The sequence below is a fragment of the Ottowia thiooxydans DSM 14619 genome (genome assembly GCF_000422885.1).
GTDB lineage: Bacteria > Pseudomonadota > Gammaproteobacteria > Burkholderiales > Burkholderiaceae_C > Ottowia > Ottowia thiooxydans.
This window is the reverse complement of record NZ_AUGX01000013.1, coordinates 109,962-132,899: the sequence shown is the minus strand read 5'-3', so window position 1 is coordinate 132,899 and position 22,938 is coordinate 109,962. Positions and strand designations below refer to the sequence as shown.

17 protein-coding genes are annotated in these 22,938 nt (G+C 59.0%); 8 read left to right on the top strand and 9 right to left on the bottom strand.

What is annotated here, in order from left to right; translation table 11 throughout:
• Positions 1-217: 217 nt before the first annotated feature.
• Entirely contained in the window at positions 218-4,813 is a 4,596-nt protein-coding gene (locus G518_RS0112750) for a beta strand repeat-containing protein (protein ID WP_028602875.1), read from the bottom strand.
• 344 nt (positions 4,814-5,157) lie between these two features.
• Positions 5,158-5,853: a response regulator transcription factor gene (locus tag G518_RS0112745; protein ID WP_028602874.1), complete on the bottom strand. Its 696-nt coding sequence runs from the start codon at positions 5,851-5,853 to the stop codon at positions 5,158-5,160.
• 461 nt (positions 5,854-6,314) lie between these two features.
• Here G518_RS0112745 and G518_RS34970 point away from each other — a divergent pair, with 461 nt between their 5' ends.
• Together G518_RS34970 and G518_RS0112735 are read left to right on the top strand one after the other, a co-directional pair.
• A complete protein-coding gene (locus G518_RS34970) occupies positions 6,315-8,336 on the top strand; it encodes a sensor histidine kinase (protein WP_156909375.1) in 2,022 nt (673 codons plus the stop codon).
• Positions 8,337-8,566: 230 nt separating this feature from the next.
• On the top strand, positions 8,567-9,457 hold the full coding sequence (locus tag G518_RS0112735; RefSeq protein WP_169457939.1) for an ankyrin repeat domain-containing protein: 891 nt from the start codon (positions 8,567-8,569) through the stop codon (positions 9,455-9,457).
• 16 nt (positions 9,458-9,473) lie between these two features.
• Here the strand turns inward: G518_RS0112735 and G518_RS0112730 are convergent, their stop codons facing one another.
• Positions 9,474-9,977 carry a hypothetical protein gene (locus G518_RS0112730; protein ID WP_156909374.1) on the bottom strand — a complete coding sequence of 168 codons (504 nt, stop codon included), beginning with the start codon at positions 9,975-9,977 and terminating at the stop codon, positions 9,474-9,476.
• 8 nt (positions 9,978-9,985) lie between these two features.
• On the bottom strand, positions 9,986-11,233 hold the full coding sequence (gene mltA / locus G518_RS0112725; RefSeq protein ID WP_028602871.1) for a murein transglycosylase A: 1,248 nt from the start codon (positions 11,231-11,233) through the stop codon (positions 9,986-9,988).
• Between mltA and G518_RS40400 the strand changes: the two genes are divergently transcribed.
• On the top strand, positions 11,166-11,342 hold the full coding sequence (locus G518_RS40400) for a hypothetical protein (protein ID WP_169457938.1): 177 nt from the start codon (positions 11,166-11,168) through the stop codon (positions 11,340-11,342). The genes mltA and G518_RS40400 overlap by 68 nt on opposite strands.
• Positions 11,343-11,377: 35 nt before the next feature.
• Here G518_RS40400 and G518_RS0112715 read toward each other — a convergent pair whose 3' ends face one another.
• From G518_RS0112715 to aptA, 3 genes are all read right to left on the bottom strand, one after another.
• Positions 11,378-12,016 carry a response regulator transcription factor gene (locus G518_RS0112715; RefSeq protein ID WP_028602870.1) on the bottom strand — a complete coding sequence of 213 codons (639 nt, stop codon included), beginning with the start codon at positions 12,014-12,016 and terminating at the stop codon, positions 11,378-11,380.
• Positions 12,017-12,048: 32 nt separating this feature from the next.
• A complete protein-coding gene (locus G518_RS0112710; protein WP_028602869.1) occupies positions 12,049-13,566 on the bottom strand; it encodes a CoA-acylating methylmalonate-semialdehyde dehydrogenase in 1,518 nt (505 codons plus the stop codon).
• A gap of 178 nt (positions 13,567-13,744) precedes the next feature.
• Positions 13,745-15,097 carry an omega-aminotransferase AptA gene (gene aptA / locus G518_RS0112705; RefSeq protein WP_028602868.1) on the bottom strand — a complete coding sequence of 451 codons (1,353 nt, stop codon included), beginning with the start codon at positions 15,095-15,097 and terminating at the stop codon, positions 13,745-13,747.
• Positions 15,098-15,191: 94 nt separating this feature from the next.
• On the opposite strand from aptA, the gene G518_RS0112700 reads away from it, so the two are divergent.
• The 5 genes from G518_RS0112700 (at position 15,192) to G518_RS0112680 (ending at position 19,086) form a co-directional block, all read left to right on the top strand.
• Positions 15,192-16,139: a LysR family transcriptional regulator gene (locus tag G518_RS0112700; RefSeq protein ID WP_028602867.1), complete on the top strand. Its 948-nt coding sequence runs from the start codon at positions 15,192-15,194 to the stop codon at positions 16,137-16,139.
• Positions 16,140-16,227: 88 nt separating this feature from the next.
• Complete coding sequence (locus G518_RS0112695; protein ID WP_028602866.1) at positions 16,228-16,737, top strand: flavin reductase family protein; 510 nt, start codon at positions 16,228-16,230, stop codon at positions 16,735-16,737.
• A complete protein-coding gene (locus G518_RS0112690; RefSeq protein WP_028602865.1) occupies positions 16,734-17,642 on the top strand; it encodes a DMT family transporter in 909 nt (302 codons plus the stop codon). The genes G518_RS0112695 and G518_RS0112690 overlap by 4 nt, the downstream gene beginning before the upstream one ends.
• Positions 17,643-17,713: 71 nt before the next feature.
• Positions 17,714-18,688 (top strand): DnaJ C-terminal domain-containing protein, encoded by a 975-nt coding sequence (locus G518_RS0112685; RefSeq protein WP_028602864.1) that lies wholly within the window; start codon positions 17,714-17,716, stop codon positions 18,686-18,688.
• A gap of 83 nt (positions 18,689-18,771) precedes the next feature.
• Positions 18,772-19,086 (top strand): chaperone modulator CbpM, encoded by a 315-nt coding sequence (locus G518_RS0112680; RefSeq protein WP_028602863.1) that lies wholly within the window; start codon positions 18,772-18,774, stop codon positions 19,084-19,086.
• Positions 19,087-19,158: 72 nt separating this feature from the next.
• Here the strand turns inward: G518_RS0112680 and G518_RS34965 are convergent, their stop codons facing one another.
• Positions 19,159-20,850, bottom strand: coding sequence for a flavin-containing monooxygenase (locus tag G518_RS34965; protein ID WP_051236545.1), 1,692 nt, complete (start codon positions 20,848-20,850; stop codon positions 19,159-19,161).
• Between the two features lie 192 nt (positions 20,851-21,042).
• Positions 21,043-22,935 carry an alkyl/aryl-sulfatase gene (locus G518_RS0112670; RefSeq protein ID WP_036594493.1) on the bottom strand — a complete coding sequence of 631 codons (1,893 nt, stop codon included), beginning with the start codon at positions 22,933-22,935 and terminating at the stop codon, positions 21,043-21,045.
• Positions 22,936-22,938 lie beyond the last annotated feature (3 nt).

Below are 22,938 nucleotides of genomic sequence, written 5' to 3'. Positions count from 1 at the left end.
AGTGCCATAACAAGGTTGCTCGTTGTCATGGCGATGAAGCGAATTACGGATTCTCGCGGCACTGCGTGCACGAGGACAAGTAGGAAATGCAGGCAAGCGCACTGAACGTTGCGCGCACCCAACGACAGATGCGACCGAAAAAAAGCCGCCCACCATTTCTAGTGAGCGGCTCGCCGCCTCAGCGGATTCAGTTGACTCGGCTTTTAGCTGTGTCCCATCATCCGCGGCGGCGCTGCTGACGATAAGCGAAGCCCGCCAACAACAGGCCCATCAGTACGAGAGCCAATTCACCCAGCGTCGGAACGGGCGCGATGATCAACGCTGTCACAGCGTCGGCCGACGGATTATTGCCTTCAGCGGGAGGGGTCCCGCCATTGGAATCGTTGTCGGCGCCAGTTCCACCGCGAACCGCAATATCACCAGCGACGGTGGACAACGCAAAGCTCACGGTGCAGCTGAGCGACTCTCCGGCTCCCAGCAGCGCTTGCGGTGAATTTGCACACACTGGAGCCGGAGCACCTGGCAGACCAGGAGCATTGAGCACAGAACAGAACGCGTTTTCTGCGCTATTGGGCCCCGCGTTGGTACAAGTGACCGTGCAGCTCACCAGGGTGCCCGGTGTGCCACTACGTGGCGTGCAGACTGTGCTGCTGCTCATGTCTGCCAGACGGATCTCCGCGAAGTTGTTGGATGGCGAACCTGCGGTCGGCACGATGATGCCTGTAATCACGCTATCGCCTGCACGACCGTACTCACTCGCATTCAAAGGCCCAGGCACGCCTGGCTCACCGGTCAGGCCGGTTTGTGTGTAGGCATTGCTGTAGTCCACTGGTTGCGTCTCAGTGATAGTGCACTCAGCGCCCGGCAACATGCCCGTGAAGCTATAGGCACCATCCGCACCAGTCGTCATGCTGTTGGAATAAGCTGCAGCGTCCAGAGGCCCTGTGCAGGTAATAGCCACGTTGGTCACCATGCCTGGATCGATGGCGTTGCCATCGTCAGTTTGGTTGTTCCCGGTCTCGATATAAACGCGGCCTGACACATTGGTGATCCCATGCGGATACTCGCCAAAGTCGTAACCCGCCTCGTTTGTCTCAGGGCGCACCGTGATGCCTGCTATGACCTCAGTGGTTCCACCCAGTACGTCTGGCGCCCCACCTGCGGTCCCTGCCTTGTTTCCGGTGGATGTGTGATCGCTAGGCTGCGTCTTGCGGACGCTGTAGTCCTCACCCGCAGGCAAGTTACAGAACAGGTACTGGCCTATGGCCAAACCACCGGCTGGCACGGTACAGCTCACGGGGGCGCCATTGACCGTATTCGGGAACGCATCGCCAGGCGCCAGATCAGTAGATGTGGTGACTGCGGCAGCGATCACGGTGCCGTTGCGCGGCAACTCCATGGTGATGCCGCCGAGGCCGGTATCAGCAGCCGGCACGAAACCAGTGGTGCCACCGTTCAAGTCCGGGTCGATGAAGACCGTACCGCGCAACGTGCTGGCGAAACCCACCAACTCATCGCGCGCCTGACTCAGGTCAATAAAGCTGCTGGCGCTGAAATTGCTCGGCCCATTTACGTAGGTATCGGCCACCATGACGGTCACCGGCACAGTGATGGTACAACTCGCATTGGTACCCACATCGCCACCTGTGATGGAGACCGAATCGGTGCCTTCCACGGCGGTCAGCACGCCGTTGCCGCAAGTGTGCGAGGACGCGCCAGCGGCCACAGTCATTCCTGAGGGAAGCGTGTCAGTCAGCGCGAAATCGGTGCGAGCCTCGGTGTTCACGTTGACGACTGTCAGTGTCATCGTGCTGGGCGAGCCCACTTCGACCCGTTTGGGATTGAACTGCTTTTGCAGCGACGTGTTGGCCAAGGCTGACAAGGTTGCCGAGGTTGGATTCGCGTTGCTGGAACCCATGTCGGTGCCGATGGCGCCTTTAGGGATGGTGTTGGTCTTGTTGCCCGTGGTGGTCAAGATCACATTGAGCGAAAGCTCGCAACTATTGTGTGGCACCGCACCGTTGCTATAAGCCGCGAAACGGAAGCCTGAAATAGTGAAATTGTTGCGGGCAGGTGGGATCGTCACATCGGCTGGATCGCCATTTTGCTTTTGGCAAGTGGTCGCAATATTGGCGTTGGGAGCCACCTCCATGCCAGCAGGCAAGTTGTCCGTCAACGTGATCAAGTCCTGCGCCACCGTACTGACACTCGTGGTGGTGAAGTTCAAGGTCAGTTTGACGGCACGGCCTCCGAGCGCTTGACTCTCCGCGAAGACCTTGTTGACGCCAACGCCCAGACTGCCCTTGGTCAGATTTGCAGTGATGGCTTCCGTGTTGCCCTGATTCTGATCATTCGTGATGCCGTTGGTCGTGATCGTGTTGGTGATAGAGCCTGGATCGCCGTTACCCCCGGTGTGCAGCAAATCCACGGAGAGCGAACAAGTGCTAGCGGCAGCAACCGTACCGCCACTGATAGAGACAGTGCTCGATCCAGCCGCAGCAGTGACAACACCTGCGCAGGTGTTGCTCACGTTAGGCGGCGAGGCTACCGTCAACGCACCAAAGGCTGTGCTCGAAGGCAGGTTATCGGTCGCACTTAGATTAGTCAGCGCGACGGATCCGTTCTTGTTGTTGAAGCTGATGGTCAAGCGCGTCTTCGCACCACCCGCCGCTCCGATGGTGGCGGGACTAAACGATTTGGAAGCATCCAGATCGGAACGAACGATAACTCGGGCTGAGACCCCACTTGGGTTGGTCACTTCTTGTGCACCAGCGAAAGCGCTCACCGTGTTGGCACCGATGGTGTTGATGTAATCGCCACCGGCCGGGGAAAGCACAGAATCGCTTACCAATTGAATGGCGTAGAAGCAGCCCTGGTTCTTGGCCGCAGTGTTGTTGGCACCCGCCCCGCTGTGTAATGTCCAGCCGCTGTAGGTGACGACATCCTGATTGCCCACAGTAGCCACACTCACCGTTCCGTCCGTTGGATCCGAGCTAGCAACTTGATTTCCGCAACCCTCCGGAAGGGACTGGTTGCCTGTGGGTGGGTTTTGCAGCAAACGCACAGCCAAGGGCATCACCACCTTCAATCCCAAAGGAAGCGTGTCCACCACAGTGCCATTGGTATAGGGCGTGTCATAAACGGTGTTGCGTACTGCCACACGCATCCAGAAGGGCTGGCCCTTTTCGACTCGGATAGGCGTGGTTCCGGTCTGATTGGTGCCATCAGGGTGATAGAAGCGTTTTTCCACCGTGACGGTGCCTGCACCGCCAGGCCCGCTCGCGCCTGTGGCACTCATCGTCGCCGATGTCGAAGCTTCAATGTTATTGGAATTGACGCCGGTGAAACTGATGTTCGATGTACTGAGCGCATTCGTATTGTTTGAGAATGTCGCGGTGGCCTTGACCCAAAATTCCACGTAGCAACTACCGAGCGCGCCTGTTCCCAAATTGGCGGCCGGAACGCTGAAGCTGTTGGCACCGCCAAAAGCGACCGAGGTAGCGCCAACTGGAATGGTCGGAGGCGTACTTACCCAAGCGCAGGTACCGCCTACCGCGCCACCCACTGTGACAATGTTGTTAGGTAATGCGTCGGTCAGGTTCCCACCGGTGAGCACTGAACCCGACGGGTTGCTGAAATACACCCGCACCGGCACTGGCTGGTTGACCATGGCCGATGCCTCGCCCTGAGTAAAACCTGTGCCATAGAGATTGCCAGGTGTCGGCAAGGTATCCGTGCGCCACTGGTTGTTGGCAGGGCTCTGGATGGCCTTGGTCATCTTGATCGTATCGCGTACGTTCAGCGTACCGTTGGCATCGATGGTGTTGCTGTAGCCAGTGGCCGTTACCCCTCCAACAGGGATGGTGTTAAGCAGCGGACCAGCACCAATCGCCGTCACCGGTATCGTGATGGTGCAGGTCGCCCTCGCTGCGATCGTGCCTCCCGTCATGACCACCGTGGTGGCGCCGGATATCGTCGCGCTGGTGGGCGCGCCACACCCGGCAAAGGACGGGATTCCGGCCGCGGTCACGCCGTTGGGCAGGTTATCGATAAAGGCCACGTTATTGGCCACCGCCGCCGGATTGGTGTTGTTATTGATCGTGATCTGAAGCGAGGAAGTTCCGCCCGAAGGGACCAATGCCGGGGTGAAGGACTTGGCCGTCACCAACGGGTTCACTGGCGCCCTGATGAGCAGAGACGCGGCAAAGGCGTCTGATGGGAACACATTGCTGTTCGCATCGCTTGCACTGGCAACACCTTGCGCCACGCTGTTGGTCACGTTGCTGTCAGTGCCAACACTGCCAATATGCACCGGCACGGTGACTTGGCAGTTAGGCGTTAGCAGCCCTGCGGGTTGCGAGGGCACCGCAGCACCCGTGATGGTGACCGTTTGTGCCTTGGTGTTCGCCGGGGCGTCCAGAAAATCGGAGAACGTCAACGTACCAGTGGTACAGCCCACCACACCGGCCACGGTGGGGGTGTCGCTCACGTCAAACCACATTTGGCCAGCGGGAGAAGTGTTAGGCAGCCGATCTTGCAAACCCGCACTCAGCGTTTCGGAACGCGAGTTGAACAAGTCGAAGGTCAGACCCACAGTGTTGCCAGAGAAGGCTTCAGTGGCGCTAAATTTCTTGTTGGCCAGGAAACTCTGGGCAGAGACGCTGGAGGCGCCAACGAGCGCCGCGAGCAGGAGCCCTCCGCGAACCCACCGACTCCATCCGGAGACAGCGCCGACTTGGGCGGGCCATCGATTTGCTCTTTGGGGTGAGGCCGGTGAATCGGGCAAAGGAAGAGTAAGCAATCGTTGTTGCATGGGTGCCTTTTTTGGAAATTCTCAAGAACCCGCAACCCTCCCAGGCACGCGTGGATTCCGGACAAAAAAAATAGGCGGCATGTCGCGCGCCTTTGTCCGGTAATCTATTGAGCATGCCAATTCCATGCCACATTCAGTTACTCACAAGCACTCACCATTCGTGAACTAATTCACAGTTTCGCTCCGTAATAGGAACTAAAGTAACCGAGATAAATGTTGACAACTGCATTTAGTTGTTACGCAGCTCTCGGAGTGTTGAGTTTCTGGCGCTGCAATTCATAGCGAACGCGTGGAACAACTCGGGGGGCAAGGCAACACCTGCACAGGCCACCTGGAAACCGCGTTCAAGGCAAGAAGACCAAGCCTTTACCAAACACCGCCCGCACCGGCAGCGCGAGCCCGGTGGCATCGAGCGTTTTGCGTCGCAAACGCGTCAATTGCGATTCGATGCGGTGGAAGCCGTCTTCCATATCATCCGTTCCCATCGCGTGGAGCAACGCATGCTTGGTCACAAGTCCACCCTGGCTGGCGATAAGGGCGCTCACCAAATCAAACTCTCGCGTAGTGAGCGAAACAACCTGTTGATTCGGCGCGACCAATAGGGCCCTCCCGGCGTCCAAGCGCCAAGGCACTGCTTGCCCCGGTTTAGGAGCAACGCCGTTTCCGGAGCGGCGTAGCTGTGAGCGGATACCGGCGACCAATTCGTTCAGATCGGCAGGCTTCACAAAATATTGCAACGCGCCAGCGTTCAGACCGGCGATACGGCTTTCGAGCTCGCCACGAGCTGTGAGCACGATCACCGGTACGTTCTGCTCGGTCAAACGCGCTACGAGGCTCAAGCCGCTTTCGCCCGGCAGGCCCAGGTCGACGATGATGAGGTCGGCCCTGTCGCTCAGCAACCGTACATAGAAATCCTCAGCGGATTCTGCACCCCAAGCCCGCAAGCCACTTTTATTGAGAAAGCCGCAAACGTTGGCGCGAATATCTTCGTCATCTTCGACGACCGCGACGACATGTTGAGCAGGAAGGGGAAATTGCATGATGAAATTGAATTTCGATTGTCACGAAACGCGCAGATGCCAGCCATGATCAAGAACTCACAAATACACACGAAACCATTTAAATAGAGTGTTTCTTGAAAATTTGGGTCTTTTTACTCCAAAATTTTTACGACACGCCTTATTTTTTGATGGTTTTTACATACAAGATTTCCACACTCATATCACTGGCACCAGCTTAGAACCGAAAATCAGCACGCTCTTTCTACACCTGCAAATAAAAATAGGACAAGGAGTGTGCACCATAATAGTGCATACAAAAAACTGGGCCCACATTGATCACCGCTCCGCTTGCGAGGCCCTAAGCCGCCTCAAGCTGACTGCACCGAAAATGGCTTTTTTTGGGTTCCTGTCGAACAGAAATACTGATTGCGATATGAATAGATGTGGTTGCCCCTTGGAAACCGCCAGCCCCGTCTTATCCCCTTTTTTTGAAGCAGACCATGAAGCGATACGAAAGTTTCGGCCCGACCGCCATTGGGGGTTTTCTATGTTGGGTCATCGTATCGTTAGGCTTGGTCGCGCTATGCCTTTTCGGCCCGGTTCGATTGTGGCCGCAGGCCACGGGAACACGACTGGGCAATGACATTCCCATGCAATTGCTGGAAGATCCTGGCGGCCGACTAACCGCCGCTGAAGTGGCCGCCCTGCCCAACACCGCGTTCGAGCCCCTGCATGGCCCTCTCAACAAGGGCTACAACCACAGCACCTACTGGCTGCGTGCAAGCGCACTCAGTTTGCCGGGCGATTCACAAGACCCGCTATGGCTGACGGTGACACCGAGTTATCTGGATCACGTCGCACTCTTCCAGCCCGGTGATGACGCCACTACATGGCGAGCCCGCAGAAGTGGCGACGCCGTTCCCATGACGGAACGTGTACGTGTCAGGCAGTTGGTGTTTCCGCTCCAGGAAGGAAAACCGCTGCTGCTGCGCGTACAAACGTCAAGCGCTACCCATGCGTACGCAGTCGTGTGGCGCAGCTCTGAGCTGATGGCCCAGCTCGCCGCCATGGAGTGGGCCTCTGGCGCTTTCCTCGGCATCAGCTTGTTGTTGGCTTTATTACTGGGGGGCGCCGCCCTGGCCTTGCGGATGCGTGTGATCACTGCAATGGCTTTGTTCGCAGCAATTGGTTTCTTGCACGGCATCAACGTGAGAGGCTACGCCCAACTGTGGTTGCCTGAAGATCTATCGAGGTGGGCGAACCCTCTCGTCAGCATGGGTGTTTTTCTGCTGCCAGCCTCGTTCGCATGGCTGGCCCGTCAGTTGCTGACACGTGACAGCCCCTGGAGCCTGCTGGACAAGGTACTGCAGTGCTTGACCGTGGCGCTTTTGGTGGGGCTGCTCAGCGTGGGAGGAGCGTGGTTCACTCCCCTGGCCGCGTTCGCCATCTCAACGCCCTGGTTGGTCAGCATCTTGGCCACCTGGATTGGCTGGTCTAACATGCGCCGCGATGGGCCCTCCATCCCATCCTTGCTGGTCATCACCCCGTATGCCATTTACGCAGTGTTGGGCGCCTACGTGAGCGCGACCACCATTGGGGTATTGCCTTCTGATGTCTTCACGGGAATTTACTGGCAGTTCATGGTGCTGCTTTTCAACACCACAATCGCAGTAGCCGTGGGTCTGCGCCTGGTCCAGCGGTTCCGCGCCTCGGTCCTGCGCCAGGCGCATTTGGTGAAGTCATTGGAGCAATCCGAACATTCGCTGGAAGCGCGCGTGCGCCATCGCACCGGAGAGCTGCTGCATGCACAAAATGCGCTTCAGGCGGCGTTGGAAAGCGAACGAGCCTCGAGGCTGGAGCAGCGCCAGTTCTTCGATATGGTCAATCACGAGTTCCGCACCCCTCTGACCGTCATCGACAGTGCGGCAACCGAGCAGGCTACCTTTCCCTCGCCCGACCTTCCCACGCAGGTGGGACGTGCCACACAGATCCGCCGCGCCTGCCGGCGATTGACAGCCTTGGTTGAAAACTGTCTGGTCAGCGAGAGGTTGGACGCGCCAAGCTTTGGCTTGCGTATCAGCAAAGCCTCGATTCCAACTCTGGTGGAAGACGCAGCGCAACTCGTGCGTTGGTCAACCCGCCACCGCTTGCGCCTGATGACAGATGATGCGCCATCCACTTGGCCATGCGACCCCACATTGGTTCATATGGCGCTGTCGAACCTGGTGGACAACGCAGTGAAGTACGCCAGCGCAGGTGAAATCACGGTGGCCGCCCGACAGAGTTCCCATGGCCAGCTTGAATTCTCTGTGTCTGACGAAGGGCCCGGCATGCCTCCGGAAGTGGTCCAACGGATTTTCGATCGTTTTGAGCGGGGCGGCCGGGTCGACGAGGCGCGCGGGTTCGGATTGGGGTTGTGGGTAGCACGACGCGTGGCACGGCTGCACGGCGGTGATGTGCGCGTAGAGCCCGCGCGGGGTGGTGGCACTTGCTTCACGCTGGTCCTGCAGGGCACCACGTGAAATCACATGGTTTGTCATTTATGAAATGACGGCCGACCAGCAGTTGCCGTCAACGCGCTGCTTTCGACCTCATCACGATGGCCTTCCATTGCAAACACTGGAAAATTATGAATACTTTATAAGACAATTATTGTCCCGAAATATTCAAAAATAACATGTTTGCTCTCTTGAAGGAAACCCACCCCAGCCATCTCCAAAGAACGGAGCAGACCACCCCTGATTCGCGCACCATGGTCCCCACACCAACCAATCACGAGCGCGATTTTCTCGCCAGCACGGATGGTGTGGACTCACACCATGACGAAGCTCCAACGCACCGCGCGCATGAAGTCTGCTTTGCCATGGCGTTCAAGGCCTCCGCCCTATCCCTGGCCGTGACCGATGCAATTGGTCAGCGAGATCTGGATGCGCTGCTTGAATTGCTGCAAGCAGGCGCGGACTTACCCCGTGCCGGCATCGCTGCATTGACGCTGGCGGTGGGCGAGAACGAGCTCGAAAAGGTGGCGGATCTGCTTCGAATGCTTGAGCAAGCGGGCGTGGACATCAACACCTTCGGCCCGCACGGTGACACTGCACTGGCAGTGGCTGCTCTCGCTGGTCATCAGCATGTGGTGGACCTGCTGGTTCAGAGCTTGCTGAGAACCGGAGGCGATCTCAATGCCCCCAACAAACAAGGCTTCACCCCACTGGCGGAGGCCGCTTACAAGGGACACAAGGAGGCCACAGCCGTACTGATCAAGGGACTGCTGCAGTCCGGCGAGGACTTGAACCTCGCCAACGAATACGGCTTCACTCCGCTGACGCGAGCGGCCTATATGGGGCGCTGGGAAGTGGTCGCGCTGTTGGCAAATGCGCTTGCGCAGTCTGGGGGCGATCTCAACGTCTTCACGCCAGGATGCGGAACCGCACTGACGCTGGCCGCTGAAGCCCAGAATCTGCAGGCTATGAACCAACTCTTGAGAGCCGGCGCAGTGGCCTCCGAAGACGATCTACAAGACGCTGCCCGGTTACTAGGATTTCAGGCGTCTCATGCCGATGATGTTGATGTGCGGGCTCGGGCCACTGATATGGGGTTGGATGGCATCGCCAATGCGTTTACCCGGACGCTTGTGCTGCCATAGAGCCTGTTGTGTGAATTTAACCCCCATCAATGGGGCCCTGGCCCGTTTGAATGTTGGTTTGGACCGGTGCGTTGGGATCAGGTGGCGGAGGCGGGGGCTTGGGGCCTTCGCGCTCTGCCGCCTGCACAGATGTGTTTTCGCCCGGCGCAAGAACTCGCTCGCAATACACAGGCTCAGGAATGCTGGTGTAGTTCAGTAGCGCCAGGCGCCCGTCCACACCCAGCCCGAAGCTGGCGCGGACGGTTTCGTCGGCATAGACAGAGGCGGTAGCCGCGGAGTCTTCGCCGGTTCTGCGCGCCAGAACCGCATGCCCTCTCAAGCCTTCAAGGATAGCCATGTCTTGGTAGAGGCGAGCCTCGAAGCGTAGATCATTGGGGCAACGGTAGGACAATCGAGGCGCATCGCGCAAAGTCGCGCAAGCGGTCAGCGTGAGCGCCAGCGCAACCACCAGAAAGCAGGCGGACGAGCGCTTGAGAAACGCCCCTGCCGCGCGGGTTTGTGGCAATTGGCCCCGCGGCATCATGGGCCTCATTTAGGCCAAAGCACCCATAGACGCAGGTTTTGCTTCATACGGCCAGCGAAATCACCCGCTTCCTGGCCCCAACCTGCGAAATAGTCCGCGCGTACGGCGCCCACAATGGCACTGCCTGTGTCCTGTGCCAGCACCAGCCTCTGCAAGGTGGCAACCGGGCCTTGTGAGGCCAGCCAGACCGGCGTGCCATACGGAATGCTCTGCGGATCAACCGCGATCGAACGCCCGGGAGTCAGCGGCACACCTTGAGCACCGCGTGGGCCAAACTGCGCGTCAAGCGGCGACAAGGGTTCCTCCCGGAAAAACACCATGCGCGGGTTGCTCCAGAGAAAATCCTGCTGCCGCTGAGGATTAGCCAACAACACATTGCGAATGCCTGGCCAGGTGGCATCTCCACGCAACAAACCTTGGTCGATCAGCCATTTTCCAGGGCTGCGATAGGGATGGTCGTTGGTGCCGGCAAAAGCAAGGCGAACCATACGCTGGCTACCGTCAGCCTCCTGTACGCGCACCCGGCCGGAACCCTGGATCTGCAAGATCAAAGCATCCAGAGGGTCAGCAAGCCAGACCAGTTCCTGACCAGCCAATTGCGCGCGCGCCTCCGGCAGCATGTCCATTTCCTGCCTTGTGAACCAGGGTTTGCGCTGACCCAGAGTGGGGGGCATGCGGTAAATAGGAACGCCGAAGCCCGGGCGAGGAATGCGTGATGCGTCGTAAACAGGTTCGAAGTAGCTGGTCAAAAGGCCTTCAGCGCCCGGAGCTGAAGGACCACCCAGAGGCTCAACACGGTACGGTTGCAGCCTGGCACGCAGCCACAGGCGCTGCTCCTCGGTGGTACTGAGGGAGAGCCGGCGCACCTCACTGCACAAGCGCGCGAAAGTAGTGCCCGGGCGCTCGCAGCTCTTGATGAAAGCGTTCCAGGCTTCGTCCAGAGAGTCTTGTTCGAACCCGGGAAGCTCGGCCCAACGCACCGGGACCCAGCGGCTGCGCGTGGTTTGGCGGGCGGCCGGCAAAGGTGCCATGTCGCCAGGATCGACCAACGGCGGCATTCCGGCGTCGGGCTGCGAAGAGGGAGGTGGCGTTGGCGAGGGGGCCGGCTGCGGAGGCGGCCGGGTGGCGCAACTCGCCAGCATTCCTACAATGCAGGCTGCGCAAAATAACCGGAACAATCGATTCATGACCGTGATTCTGCTGGAAGCACTTGGGGCGTTATTAATACTCGCGCTGATCGTATGGTGGACGATGTTCGCCGGCCGCAACAAAGGTGAGTTGCCAGGCCATCACGATCAGGCGGATGAGAAACACGAAAAGCAAGGCGAAGCCTCGCAGGAGAACCCACCACCAAAAAGTTAATTATGAGGTACGCGAATGGTCACGCCGGCCGAGCTCTATATTTTTTGTAGCGAATTGGCCAATTCGACCGCGGATTTGACATCCATTTTTTCGAACACACGGGCGCGGTGCACTTCCACGGTTCGCACGCTGATCCCGAGCTCATCGGCGATCAGCTTGTTGGGCCGCCCATTCGCCACGAGCCGCATGACGCCCTGTTCGCGTTCCGTGAGCTCTGCAACACGGGCCTGAACGGCCTTCCGTTCTACGAAGTGCGCGACGCGTTCGGCAGACTCCGCCAGCGCCTGCTCCACCCGATCCACCAGTCCGTTGTCAGAAAACGGTTTCTCGCAAAAATCGAAGGCTCCGCGCTTGACCGCATCCACGGCGGTAGGCACGTCTGCGTGCCCGGTCAAAAAGATCACTGGCCACACCTTGGAGATGCCGCGCTCGGCCAGCCTGTCGAACAGAGCGAGCCCGCTCATGCCGGGCATGCGCACATCAAGCAGAACGCAACCCGGGTGAGTCAGCCGTGAGGTGCCGCGCGTGGGATCGTCCAGCATGCGCTCGAAAGCCTCCGCGCTGTCGAATGATTCAGACAACAACCTTCGGGAACGCAGCAGCCACGCCATGGCCTCGCGGACGATGGCGTCGTCATCGATGATGTAAACAGTGGCGTCACTTAGGCGCGTCATGCGCCGATTTTAGGCCTTTGCCCGAAGTGTGTTCACCGACTCGATGGAAAGCTGAACATGGCCCCTTCACGCACACCGGCCGAAGGCCAGCGCTGGGTGATGGTTTTCCTCTTGGTATAGAAACGCACCGCATCAGGGCCGTAGGCATGAAGATCGCCAAACAGGCTGCGCTTCCAACCGCCAAAAGAGTGGTAAGCCACTGGCACTGGCAATGGAACGTTCACGCCCACCATGCCAACCTGGATGTGATCCGTAAAGTATCGAGCGGCCTCTCCATCACGGGTGAAAATGCAAGTGCCATTTCCGTATTCGTGGTCGTTGATGAGCTTCATGCCTTCATCCAGAGTCTTCACGCGAACGATGCCCAGCACCGGGCCGAAGATCTCTTCCTGATAGATCCGCATGTTGGGCTTCACGCGATCAAACAGGCAAGGACCCAGGAAATAGCCATCCTCGTGGCCCGCCACCTTCAAACCACGCCCATCGATCAACAGCTCCGCGCCTTCGGCAACGCCTTGATCCACGTAGCCTTTGACCTTCTCAAAATGCGGCTTGGTCACCAGCGGACCCATGTCGTTGCTGTTGTCGCTACCAGGGCCGACCTTCATCTTGGCGATCTCGGTCTTCAGACCCGCGAGCATTTTGTCGGCCACTTCGTCGCCCACGCAAACAATCAGGGGCACCGCCATGCAGCGTTCACCGCAGCTGCCATAGGCAGCGCCCATCATGGCCGTGACGGCATTGGTGACATCGGCGTCTGGCATGACCACCGCATGGTTCTTGGCACCGCCCAAGGCCTGCACACGCTTGCCGGCCTTGCAACCTTCGGAATAGATGTATTCAGCGATAGGAGTTGAGCCGACAAAGCTGACAGCCTTCACGCGGGTGTCGTGCAAAAGCGTGTCTACCGCCTCCTTATCACCGTTGACCACGTTCAGAACACCTGGTGGCAATCCGGCCTGAAGAGCCAGCTCCGCAATGAACAGCGCGCTGCTTGGATCGCGTTCCGATGGCTTCAGCACGAAGGTGTTGCCACAGGCAACGGCCATGGGCCACATCCAAAGCGGCACCATGGCCGGAAAATTGAAAGGCGTGATACCTGCAGCGACTCCGAGCGCCTGGTGCTCGGCCCACGAATCGATTCCGGGGCCAGCATTGCGCGAGTGTTCACCCTTGAGCAGTTCAGGCGCGTAGCTGGCGTATTCCACGTTTTCAATGCCGCGCTGCAATTCGCCATGGGCGTCATTCAGCACTTTGCCGTGTTCAGCGGTGATCAGTTGCGCAATCTTGTCGGCGTTTTCCTCCAAGAGCACCTTCAGGCGGCTCATCACCCGAGCCCGCTTCAGAGGTGGCGTGTTGCGCCACTCAGGAAAGGCGCGCTCTGCAGAAGCAATAGCCTGCTCCACGGTGGCCTTGGAAGCCAGCGCCACGTGACCGTTGATCTGGCCAGTAGCGGGATTGAAAATAGGCTGCGTGCGTGCGGCGTCGCTGACGATTTTTCCGTCAATGAGGTGGCCGACGGTGGAAGTGACAGGTTGTTCGCGGTTCATGGATGGTTCGCAAGAAAGAGAAGGAAATCAGAGAAGGAGCCCCGGTCACAGCAAAAAGGCGTATTCGCTCGACTCAGGACGTCATGGCTATCTACACTTCGTCTGGTGCTACTTTTCGTCATCCTCGCGCAGGCGGGGATGACGGAAAAAGAGACGACTAGATCTCTATTCGGAGGCCTCAGGCTGTCGCATTCAGCGCATCGCCGAGCACGCTCACCATGCGCTCGATCTCAGCTTTTTCGCTGATGAAAGGTGGCGCGAGTTGGATGGTGTCGCCGCCGTAGCGCACATAGAAGCCGTTTTTCCAGCAATGCATGGCGATTTCATAGGGCCGTTTGGCCGGTTCGCCGGGGAAGGAAGCTATGGACAAACCAGCTGCTAGCCCGTAGTTGCGGATGTCCAGAACGTGCTTGGCGCCTTTGAGGCTATGAACGGCAGCTTCGAAATGCGGGGCCAGGGCTCTCACGCGCGCCGGACCATCTTCTGATTCCAGCAGATCGAGCGCAGCCAACCCGGCGGCGCACGCCACGGGGTGTGCACTGTAGGTATAGCCGTGGGCGAACTCGACCATATAGTCCGGACCTCCCGCGGCCATGAACGTGTCATAGATGTGCTTGCTGGCCACTACACCGCCCAGCGGCTGAACGCCGTTGGTGATTTGTTTGGCGAAGGTCATGATGTCAGGCGTCACACCGAAAGCGTCCGCCCCGGTCATGGCGCCGCAGCGGCCAAAAGCCGTGATGACTTCATCAAAAATCAGCAGGATGTCGTGCTGGGTGCAAATCTCGCGCAGGCGCTGCAGGTAACCCACAGGCGGCACCACTACGCCACCCGAGCCACTGAAAGGCTCCACGATCACAGCCGCAATATTGCTGGCATCGTGCAGCGCGATCACATCCAGCAACTTATCCGCCAAGGCTTTGCCGCCTTCGGTGGGTTGGCCTTTGATAAAACTACCCATGGGTGGCTGGGTGTGGGGAATGTGGTCAGCAGGTACGGCTTGTCCGTAGAGCTTGCGGTTACCCACCATGCCGCCCACGGAGATGCCGCCAAAGTTCACGCCGTGGTAGCCCTTCTCGCGGCCCACCAGCAATTGCTTGCCGCCCTGGCCTTTCAGGCGCCAGTAAGCGCGTGCCATTTTCAGCGCGGTATCCGCAGCCTCAGAGCCGCTGGCGGTGAAAAACACGTAGTCAAGGCCATCAGGTGTGAGCGCCTTCATCCGATTGGCCAGCTCGAAAGACAGTGAATGACCAAACTGGAAACCAGGTGAGTAATCGAGCTTGACCGCTTGTTTCCCAATCGCCTCCGCAATCTCGCGCCGGCCATGGCCCAGGCCCGTGCACCACAGGCCAGACAGGCCGTCGAACACCTTGCGCCCCTCGGAGTCTGTGAAGTAAGCACCTTGCGCGGATTCGATCATGCGCGGGTCTTGTTTGAACTGGCGGTTGCCGGTGAAGGGCATCCAGTGGGCCTCTAGCCACGCGGCGTCCTGACGGGTGCTGGCAGTTTGGGGGGATGTGATCACGCTCATGGAGTGCCTCTTCTAAACAAGTCGATGTGAAGGCATTGTCAACGCGTGATTTAGTCGGTTAAATATGCAAATATTCCAGTTTAGTTGCCAATTTATGCAAGTAATAGACAAGACACCCCGGGCTCGCGCCTTGCTGGGCCAAGTGAGCGATATGGACCTGCGCCTTTTGCGGGTGTTCAAGACGGTCGTGGAGTGCGGCGGGCTTTCTGCCGCTGAGCTGGAGCTGAATATTGGCACCAGCACGGTCAGCCGCCACGTGAAGGACCTGGAGACCCGCTTGGGGCTCAACTTGTGCCGCCGGGGACGGGCGGGTTTCGCGCTCACCCCGGAGGGACAACGGGTCTATGACGAAACCTTGCGCATGCTGGCAGCCGTCGATGGATTTCGTGCCGGTGTGGACGATATTCACCAGCGCATGAGTGGCGCGCTGCCGGTAGCCATGTTCGATAAAACTGCCAGCAACCCCGAGGCACGCATCCATGCCGCCATCGCCAACTTCGCGGCCCAGGCGCCGGATGTCAAGCTGGAGTTGCATGTGCGCAGCATCCAGGCGATTGAGCGCGGAGTGATGGACGGCAGTTTCGCCGTCGGCATCATTCCCTCGCATCGCGCCTCAGCCACTCTGCGGTACGACTCCCTATTCGGTGAAACCATGTATCTCTACTGCGGCCTGGGTCATCCGCTTTTCAAGGCCATGCAGGACACCATGGACTGGGAATCCCTGCGTAATCGGAGCGATTTTGCAGGTTTGGGCTACCACTCGCCCAACATGGAGCTCGCGCACGGCCAACGCTTGCAGCGGGGTGCCACAGCGTTCGAACAGGAAGCCATCGCCACCCTGATCCTCTCCGGTCGCTTTTTAGGTTTTCTGCCTGACCATTACGCAGACGCCTTCGTACAACGCGGTCAAATGCGCTCCATATGCCCCCAACTGTTGCGCTACCGCTGTGATTTTCTCAGTGTGCTGCGCCGCTCACCGGCGCCTTCGCGCGCTGCGCTGGCGTTCCATGAATGCCTGTTAGCGGCGCATGCGTCACGTTAAACGCCACCTTGAGTGTCGCCAACACATCTCCCTACTCCCCTCGTGAACCGCCCGGCAGCGCTATCATTCCCTTTTCCCTGATTGATTCATGTCGCCGCCTCGCATTGCCACGCCCGCCGCGTTCTCGGCCTCCGAATTTCGCACTGCGCTTGGCATGTTCGCCACGGGCGTCACCATCGTGACTGCGCGCGGCGATGACGGTGCGCCGATCGGACTGACGGCAAATTCCTTCAATTCCGTATCGCTCGACCCACCCCTGGTGTTATGGAGTTTGGCCCTGCGCTCCTTGTCGTTACCCGTTTTTCGCGCAGGCACTCATTACGCCATCAACGTGCTGGCGTCCGATCAGCACGAGCTGGCCTTGCGCTTTGCCAAATCTTCAGACAACCGCTGGAAAGATGTGCCCTGGAAGCCCGGCATAGCTGGCGCACCGCTGCTTGAGGGAGCCGCAGCATGCTTCGAGTGCTTCAACAGAAGCCGCTATGACGAAGGCGACCATGTGATTTTTGTCGGTCAGGTAGAACACTGCGAACACCGGGCCGGCGCCTCACCTCTGCTGTTTCATGGCGGGCGGTTCTATACCGAACATCCCCTATGAGCGTGGTACGCCAAGTCAATCTTGACGGCCGAGCCGCCACTCTGTTGCTGTTGTGCTGCGCCTTCTGGGGCTTTCAGCAAGTTCTGGTGAAGGCCACCCTGCCTGAACTGGCACCCATGTTCCAGGCGGGGATCCGCTTCGTGGGCGCTACGCTGATCTTATTGCTGTGGTGTCACTGGCGCAAAGTGGACCTGCGGGGGCCCAAAGGTTCGCTCGCGCCGGGCTTGCTGGTTGGCCTGTTGTTCGCCGGCGAATTCGCCTGCATGTTTCTAGGCCTGCAATACACCACGGCCTCCCGCTTGACGGTGTTTCTGTATACCTCCCCATTCTGGGTGGCCCTGCTGGTGCCATTTTTCGTGCCCACTGAGCGCTTGCGGCCACCGCAGTGGGTTGGCTTGGCCTGTGCCTTTGCCGCCATCGTCTTTGCTTTGTGGGACAGTTTCGCCCATGGCCGCGCACAAGAGACTTGGCAGGGTGATCTTTTTGGGCTGGCCGCAGGATTGTTCTGGGGTTTGACAACCGTCGTGATACGCGGCACCCGCCTTGCCAACGCCAAACCTGAGCCGCTTCTGATGTACCAGGTGGGTGTGAGCGCAGTTGCGTTGCCTCTGTTGTCCCTGGTGCTGGGCGAAACCTGGCACTGGAACTGGAGCTCTTTCGCCGTCACATCGATGGTGCTGCAAACCGTGATTGGTGCCTTCGTGAGCTACCTTGCCTGGATGTGGCTGCTTTCTCGCTATCCCGCCACAAAAATCTCCGCTTTCGTGTTTCTCACGCCGCTCTTCGCTTTGCTGTTTGGCGCGCTGTGGCTGGGAGAGCCCATCACGGTCAATCTACTGGCTGCCATGGCATTGGTGGGCTTCGGCATCGTGCTGGTGAACCGGAAAGCCCCTATTCGCAGCTGAACCTGGGAACCGCCGCTCCCAGGTGGAGAACTCGCCGCCCAAAAGCCTGACTTTCCTCTACCATGGCGGCTATGGAGTTCAAGGATTACTATCAAATCCTCGGCGTTGGCAAGAGCGCCAGCGCCGACGAGATCAAGAAAGCGTACCGGAAGCTGGCGCGCAAATACCACCCGGATGTCAGCAAAGAGCCCGACGCCTCCAAGCGAATGGCGGAGGTGAACGAAGCCCATGAGGTCCTGGGCGATACGGAAAAACGTGCGGCCTACGATAGCGTAGGCGCGCAAGCTTGGGCGCGCGGGGCACGCTCAGGAGATGACGTACGCCCACCTCCAGGCTGGGATACCGGCTTCGACTTCAGCGGACGAGGCGCGGGCAGGGGCGCTGAAGCCGACCACAGCGAGTTCTTCGAGAATCTTTTTGGTCGCGGCCGAGGGCAGCACGCTGGAGGCCGAGGCGGCGCCCACAGATCGAGCGCGCAGATGCGTGGAAATGATCATCACGCCAAGATCGAACTGGACCTGATCGACGCGTACCTGGGCGCAGAACGCACCATCCGCCTGCAAAGCTCACGCGTAGACGACAGTGGCCGCGTAGTGCCCGAGGAACGTGCGCTGCAAGTCAAAATCCCGAAAGGCGTGAAGGAGGGCCAATTGATCCGCCTGGCGGGGCAGGGTAGCCCCGGCTTCGGAGGCGGCTCGGCGGGCGATCTCATGCTGGAAGTGCATTTCAGTCCTGACCCCCGTTGGCGAATCGATGGCCGGGACGTCACGCATAAGCTGCGCATCTCGCCCTGGGAAGCGGCATTAGGGGCAGGTGTGCAAGTGGACACTCCAGATGGATCCACGGTTGAGGTGACCGTGCCCGCCGGTTCTGGTGCAGGACGCAAGCTGCGCTTGAAAGGGCGGGGCATCCCTTCACCCACTGCGCCCGGAGATCTATATCTGGAACTGGAGCCTGCTATCCCCAGCGCCGTGACGCAAGCACAGCGCAGCGCATGGCAAGCGCTTTCAGAGGCCTATCCCGGGTTTGATCCGCGCAGCGCCTGAGAAGGTGTGAACGAATCCCTCATGCCCGCCTTGCCCATGCTCTAAAAACGTGTTTCCGAGCTAAAGAACAGGAGCCCGAACGTATGAGTCCAACCCCAATCTCTGTGCATCTGGTGGAAGTGCTGGAAGATGAAGCGCTCACTGTGCAAGACATTGCCCATGGCGTCAGAATGGAACCTGAGTGGGTGATCACTCACGTGGAAGCCGGTGTGTTTCAACCTTGTGCTGGTCAAGTCACTGCAGAGTGGCGATTTGCCAGCACCACCTTGCGGCGAGCTCGCCGCATCGCACAGTTGGAGCACAGCTTCGATGCTGACCCTCAGCTGGCCGCGTTGGCGGCTGATCTGATGGAAGAGGTTGCTGACCTGCGCCAACGCCTGCGGGCGCCCGCACCATAGCCAACCACGCCGCGGCACAGCCTGTGGACCTTTCCGGCATCAGCGCTTACGCGCTGATGCTGCGGCCAGAAGCTAGAGAGCTATGGCGTCCACTGCAGCCATCTTGGCTTCGGTGCCGAGAGCACCGGCTTCAGCACGATGACTGAACTGGAAGCTTCGGTATCCATCCTTGGTCGCGAGCGCACAAAGTTCTGCGTATTTCGCAAAACCACCCGTGAACAAAGTGAGGCCTTGGGGCTTTCCCGCGACATTCGCACCTACATACCAAGTCTTCGCTTTGGATAGCAGGGTCCGCTGCGAGAGTTCGTAGACCAAGTCCATCCATTCCTGTTCCGCCTCGGGCGTAGGCTCCATCGCAGTCAGGTGATGCGCATCCATATATTGCATGGCGGTGGCGATCCAATCCACGTCATGCTCACTGATGCGAATGATGTTCGCCAGGGCAGCAGGACCTGTTGGCCCTGTGGTCATGAACAGATTCGGGAAACCTTCGAGCATGATGCCCAGATGCGACCTGGCGCCATCACTCCACTTGTCGTTGATCGTCCTGCCATCACGGCCCGTGACATCAAAAGCCTTCAGTGCGCCGGTGAGGCCGTCGTAGCCCGTGGCAAGGATCAGCAAGTCGAGTTCCGTTTCGCCAGACTCCGTTCTGATACCTTTTTCCGTGAACTCGATGATCTTGTCGTTGATGCAGTCGATCAAATGCACGTGGGGCAGGTTGTAGGTCTCGTAATAGCTCGAATCCAGACACGGCCGGCGAGCGAAAATGGGGTACCCACGCGGCTTGAGAGCCTCAGCTGTACGGGGATCCTTGACCATCTCTCCGATCTTGCCGCGAACGAACTCGGCAACGTGTTCGTTGGCCTCAGCGTTTTGAAGCAAATCGCTGAAGGTGCCCAGCATGGACAAACCGCCCTGTTTCCAGGCGTCTTCCAACAGCACTTGTCGCTGATTGGGCGTGACACTGAAAAATGCACGTGTGGATTGGGGCCTGGTTCCGCCCACAGCGCTGTTGCGCGCCGAGTTGCGAATGCCTGCGTAGTTTCGTTTGACTTCAGCCACATACTCCGGCGTCAGGTTCTCGTTGCGCATGGGCATCGTAAAGCTGGGGGTTCGCTGAAACACAAATAGCTCGCCTGCTTGCGGGCCCACATCCTGAACGATCTGGATCCCCGTAGAGCCAGTGCCGATGACACCCACTCGAAGCCCCGTGAAACTGACGGGTTCGTGAGGCCAACGACCTGCTCGAATGATGCGGCCTTTGAAACGCTCAAGGCCAGGGATGTCCGGATCCCGCGGAACCGAAAGCGGTCCAGTCGCCATGATGCAATAGGTGGCTTCGAACACTGCTCCTCGGTCGGTTTTTACTACCCAAAGCTTGCGCTCTTCGTCCCAGGACGCACTGGTCACCCGGGTATTGAACTGGTAGTGCTTGCGCAACTCCAGCCGGTTGGCCACGAAATCGATGTAGCGAAGAAGTTCGGGTTGGGCAGCGAACTGCTCAGACCAGGTCCATTCCTGCTCAACTTCTGGCGAAAACGAAAAACTGTAGTCAATGCTGGGCAGATCCACACGTGCGCCTGGATAACGGTTCCAGTACCAGACGCCACCGAGGTCTCCACCGGCCTCGATAGATTGGATCTTCAAGCCCATTTCGCGGAACTTGTAGGTGGCACACATGCCGCCAAAACCACCACCCACGACCACGACGTCGAGGCGAATGGGGGACGAATTCTCGGAACTTGAGTTGGATTGGTTCATGGCTATGTCTCCTGTACGCATGCAATGGCTTGAACGCGCTAACCGTGGCGCTCGCACTGCACGAAACCTTGAGAACAATAATGCCTACCGAACGGCAAGTAATCAATCGGTAATTAGCCTGTGCTTTTCAATATTTCATATGTGTTTTTCGAGAGGCGGCGCCCATGGCGTTCAAGTGCCCCACCTCTCCCATCATGGTTCAACCACATTGAACATAGGGTCGAACTCATCGAGCGCCTCGATGAACTGGCGAAACAGCGCCGCATCACCTTTCACCCGAAGATCTCCTGCCTCCAGCCCGGCCAGCAATGCCTCGCGCCCCGCGGAGAGCGTGGAGAGCTTGTCTCTGTCCATGTCGATCACGGCGTGGGCTTGATCCCCATGGGTACCCGGCAAGTGATTGAGGGCACCGTTTGAAACCATCAGGCGATGTGAATCCACTCCCGCCGAATCTGTCAGGCACCAATCGAAGCGCGCTTCGATATCCTGCGCTTTCGGGCCATTAAGGCGGATGCCCAGATACTCCAGAAAATTGCCGAAAGGCAAAATCGCGACGACATCGGGACTGATCCCCACACCCTTGGGTGCCGAGGCCTTTGAACTGCTGCGCAGCTCTCGTGCCGCCAAAAGGTACGCATTGCGCCAGGTCGCCGACTCCGACTGATAGCCAAGCTGCTCCATCGCATCTGCCGCGAGCTCACGAGCGGGCCGATGACCCGGATCTGCGAAGACCACATGATTGAGCGCTTCCACCACCCAACGGAAGTGGCCTGCTTCATAGTCGCCTCTTGCTTTTTGCACGACGGCATCTGCGCCCCCCATGTACTCCACGTACTTCGCGCCGGCCTGCACAGGCGGCAGAGGATTCAGATGAGTGGGATTGCCATCGTAGGGGCCCATGTAGTGAGCGTAGACCGCATTCACGTTATGCGCCACCGCGCCGTAATAGCCGCGCGCGAACCACTGCCGGGACAGCTTGCTGGGCATCATCAGTTCGTCCGCGATCTCTTTGGGCGTGCGGCCGTGACTCATGAGCCGCAGCGTCTGATCGTGAAGATAACGGTACATGTCGCGCTGACCAGCCACATAGCCGCGGATATTTTCTTGCCCCCAGACCGGCCAATGGTGCTGCACCACCAGCGCGTCAACCTGGGGCACGAAGCGGTCCAGAGCCTGGTTCAGATAGTGCGCCCAGGCCAACGCGTCACGCGTCTTCGCGCCACGGATGGGGCACAAGTTGTGCATGGTTTGGCAGGCGTTCTCGGCCAGGTTCAGCACACGCAGGCCCGGATAGAGCATGTTCATATCCGCTGGCGCCTCGGTTCCCGGCGTCAGATGGAACACGATCTCCACGCCGTCCACCTTGCGGCGCTCCACGGGCTGAGTGATGAGCGTGGTGGGTGCGATGAAGCCGTCGCCGCCGCGTCCCACCGCCTTGCCAAGGCCGCTGTCGACATGCGCCATCTCACCTGGCTCCAGCGACCAGCCAAACTGAAACAACGCACGGCGCCTCATGGGAACGCCGGCCAAAATCGACTCTGAAAAGGACTCTTCAGTGAACCCGAAGGGAGCGATCACCTCCACTCCATTCTTCACATCTTCCGGACTGATGACGCCGCGCACGCCGCCATAGTGATCACGGTGGCTGTGCGTATAGATCACCGCCACAACTGGCCGCTCCCCGCGATGCTTGCGATACAGCGCAAGGGCGGCTCTCGCATGCTCTGTAAACTGCAGCGGATCGACAATGATCACGCCAGAATCACCCTCGACGAAGGTGACATTGGCCAGCGAAAAACCACGCACCTGATAGACGCGATCGCTGACTTTGAAGAGGCCATGGATCGCATTCAGCTTCGCCATGCGCCATAGGCTGGGGTTGACTGTGTCTGGCGTTTTCCCCGCCAAGAACCCATACGGTTTCATGGACCAGGAGACCCCACCGGAGTCGGCCTCTATGTGCGCGTCGGGCAGCGTGTCAATGAAGCCGCGTCTGGCAGCTTCGAAGTCTCGCTGATCCGTGAAATCGAGTTCATCAATGAGTTTGGCGTTCGCTGCGAGCGTACTGGAGTGTGCAGGCTTCATGGT

Excerpts from the sequence above, each read along its gene's own strand:
- G518_RS0112745 (WP_028602874.1), bottom strand. The coding sequence starts at position 5,853 with ATGCAATTTCCCCTTCCTGCTCAACATGTCGTCGCGGTCGTCGAAGAT.
- G518_RS0112695 (WP_028602866.1), top strand. The coding sequence starts at position 16,228 with ATGTCGCCGCCTCGCATTGCCACGCCCGCCGCGTTCTCGGCCTCCGAA.
- G518_RS0112680 (WP_028602863.1), top strand. The coding sequence starts at position 18,772 with ATGAGTCCAACCCCAATCTCTGTGCATCTGGTGGAAGTGCTGGAAGAT.
- aptA (WP_028602868.1), bottom strand. The coding sequence starts at position 15,097 with ATGAGCGTGATCACATCCCCCCAAACTGCCAGCACCCGTCAGGACGCC.
- G518_RS0112750 (WP_028602875.1), bottom strand. The coding sequence starts at position 4,813 with ATGCAACAACGATTGCTTACTCTTCCTTTGCCCGATTCACCGGCCTCA.
- G518_RS0112710 (WP_028602869.1), bottom strand. The coding sequence starts at position 13,566 with ATGAACCGCGAACAACCTGTCACTTCCACCGTCGGCCACCTCATTGAC.
- G518_RS0112685 (WP_028602864.1), top strand. The coding sequence starts at position 17,714 with ATGGAGTTCAAGGATTACTATCAAATCCTCGGCGTTGGCAAGAGCGCC.
- G518_RS0112670 (WP_036594493.1), bottom strand. The coding sequence starts at position 22,935 with ATGAAGCCTGCACACTCCAGTACGCTCGCAGCGAACGCCAAACTCATT.
- G518_RS40400 (WP_169457938.1), top strand. The coding sequence starts at position 11,166 with ATGACCGTGATTCTGCTGGAAGCACTTGGGGCGTTATTAATACTCGCG.
- G518_RS0112690 (WP_028602865.1), top strand. The coding sequence starts at position 16,734 with ATGAGCGTGGTACGCCAAGTCAATCTTGACGGCCGAGCCGCCACTCTG.
- G518_RS34965 (WP_051236545.1), bottom strand. The coding sequence starts at position 20,850 with ATGAACCAATCCAACTCAAGTTCCGAGAATTCGTCCCCCATTCGCCTC.
- G518_RS0112700 (WP_028602867.1), top strand. The coding sequence starts at position 15,192 with ATGCAAGTAATAGACAAGACACCCCGGGCTCGCGCCTTGCTGGGCCAA.
- G518_RS0112715 (WP_028602870.1), bottom strand. The coding sequence starts at position 12,016 with ATGACGCGCCTAAGTGACGCCACTGTTTACATCATCGATGACGACGCC.
- G518_RS0112735 (WP_169457939.1), top strand. The coding sequence starts at position 8,567 with ATGGTCCCCACACCAACCAATCACGAGCGCGATTTTCTCGCCAGCACG.
- G518_RS34970 (WP_156909375.1), top strand. The coding sequence starts at position 6,315 with ATGAAGCGATACGAAAGTTTCGGCCCGACCGCCATTGGGGGTTTTCTA.
- G518_RS0112730 (WP_156909374.1), bottom strand. The coding sequence starts at position 9,977 with ATGCCGCGGGGCCAATTGCCACAAACCCGCGCGGCAGGGGCGTTTCTC.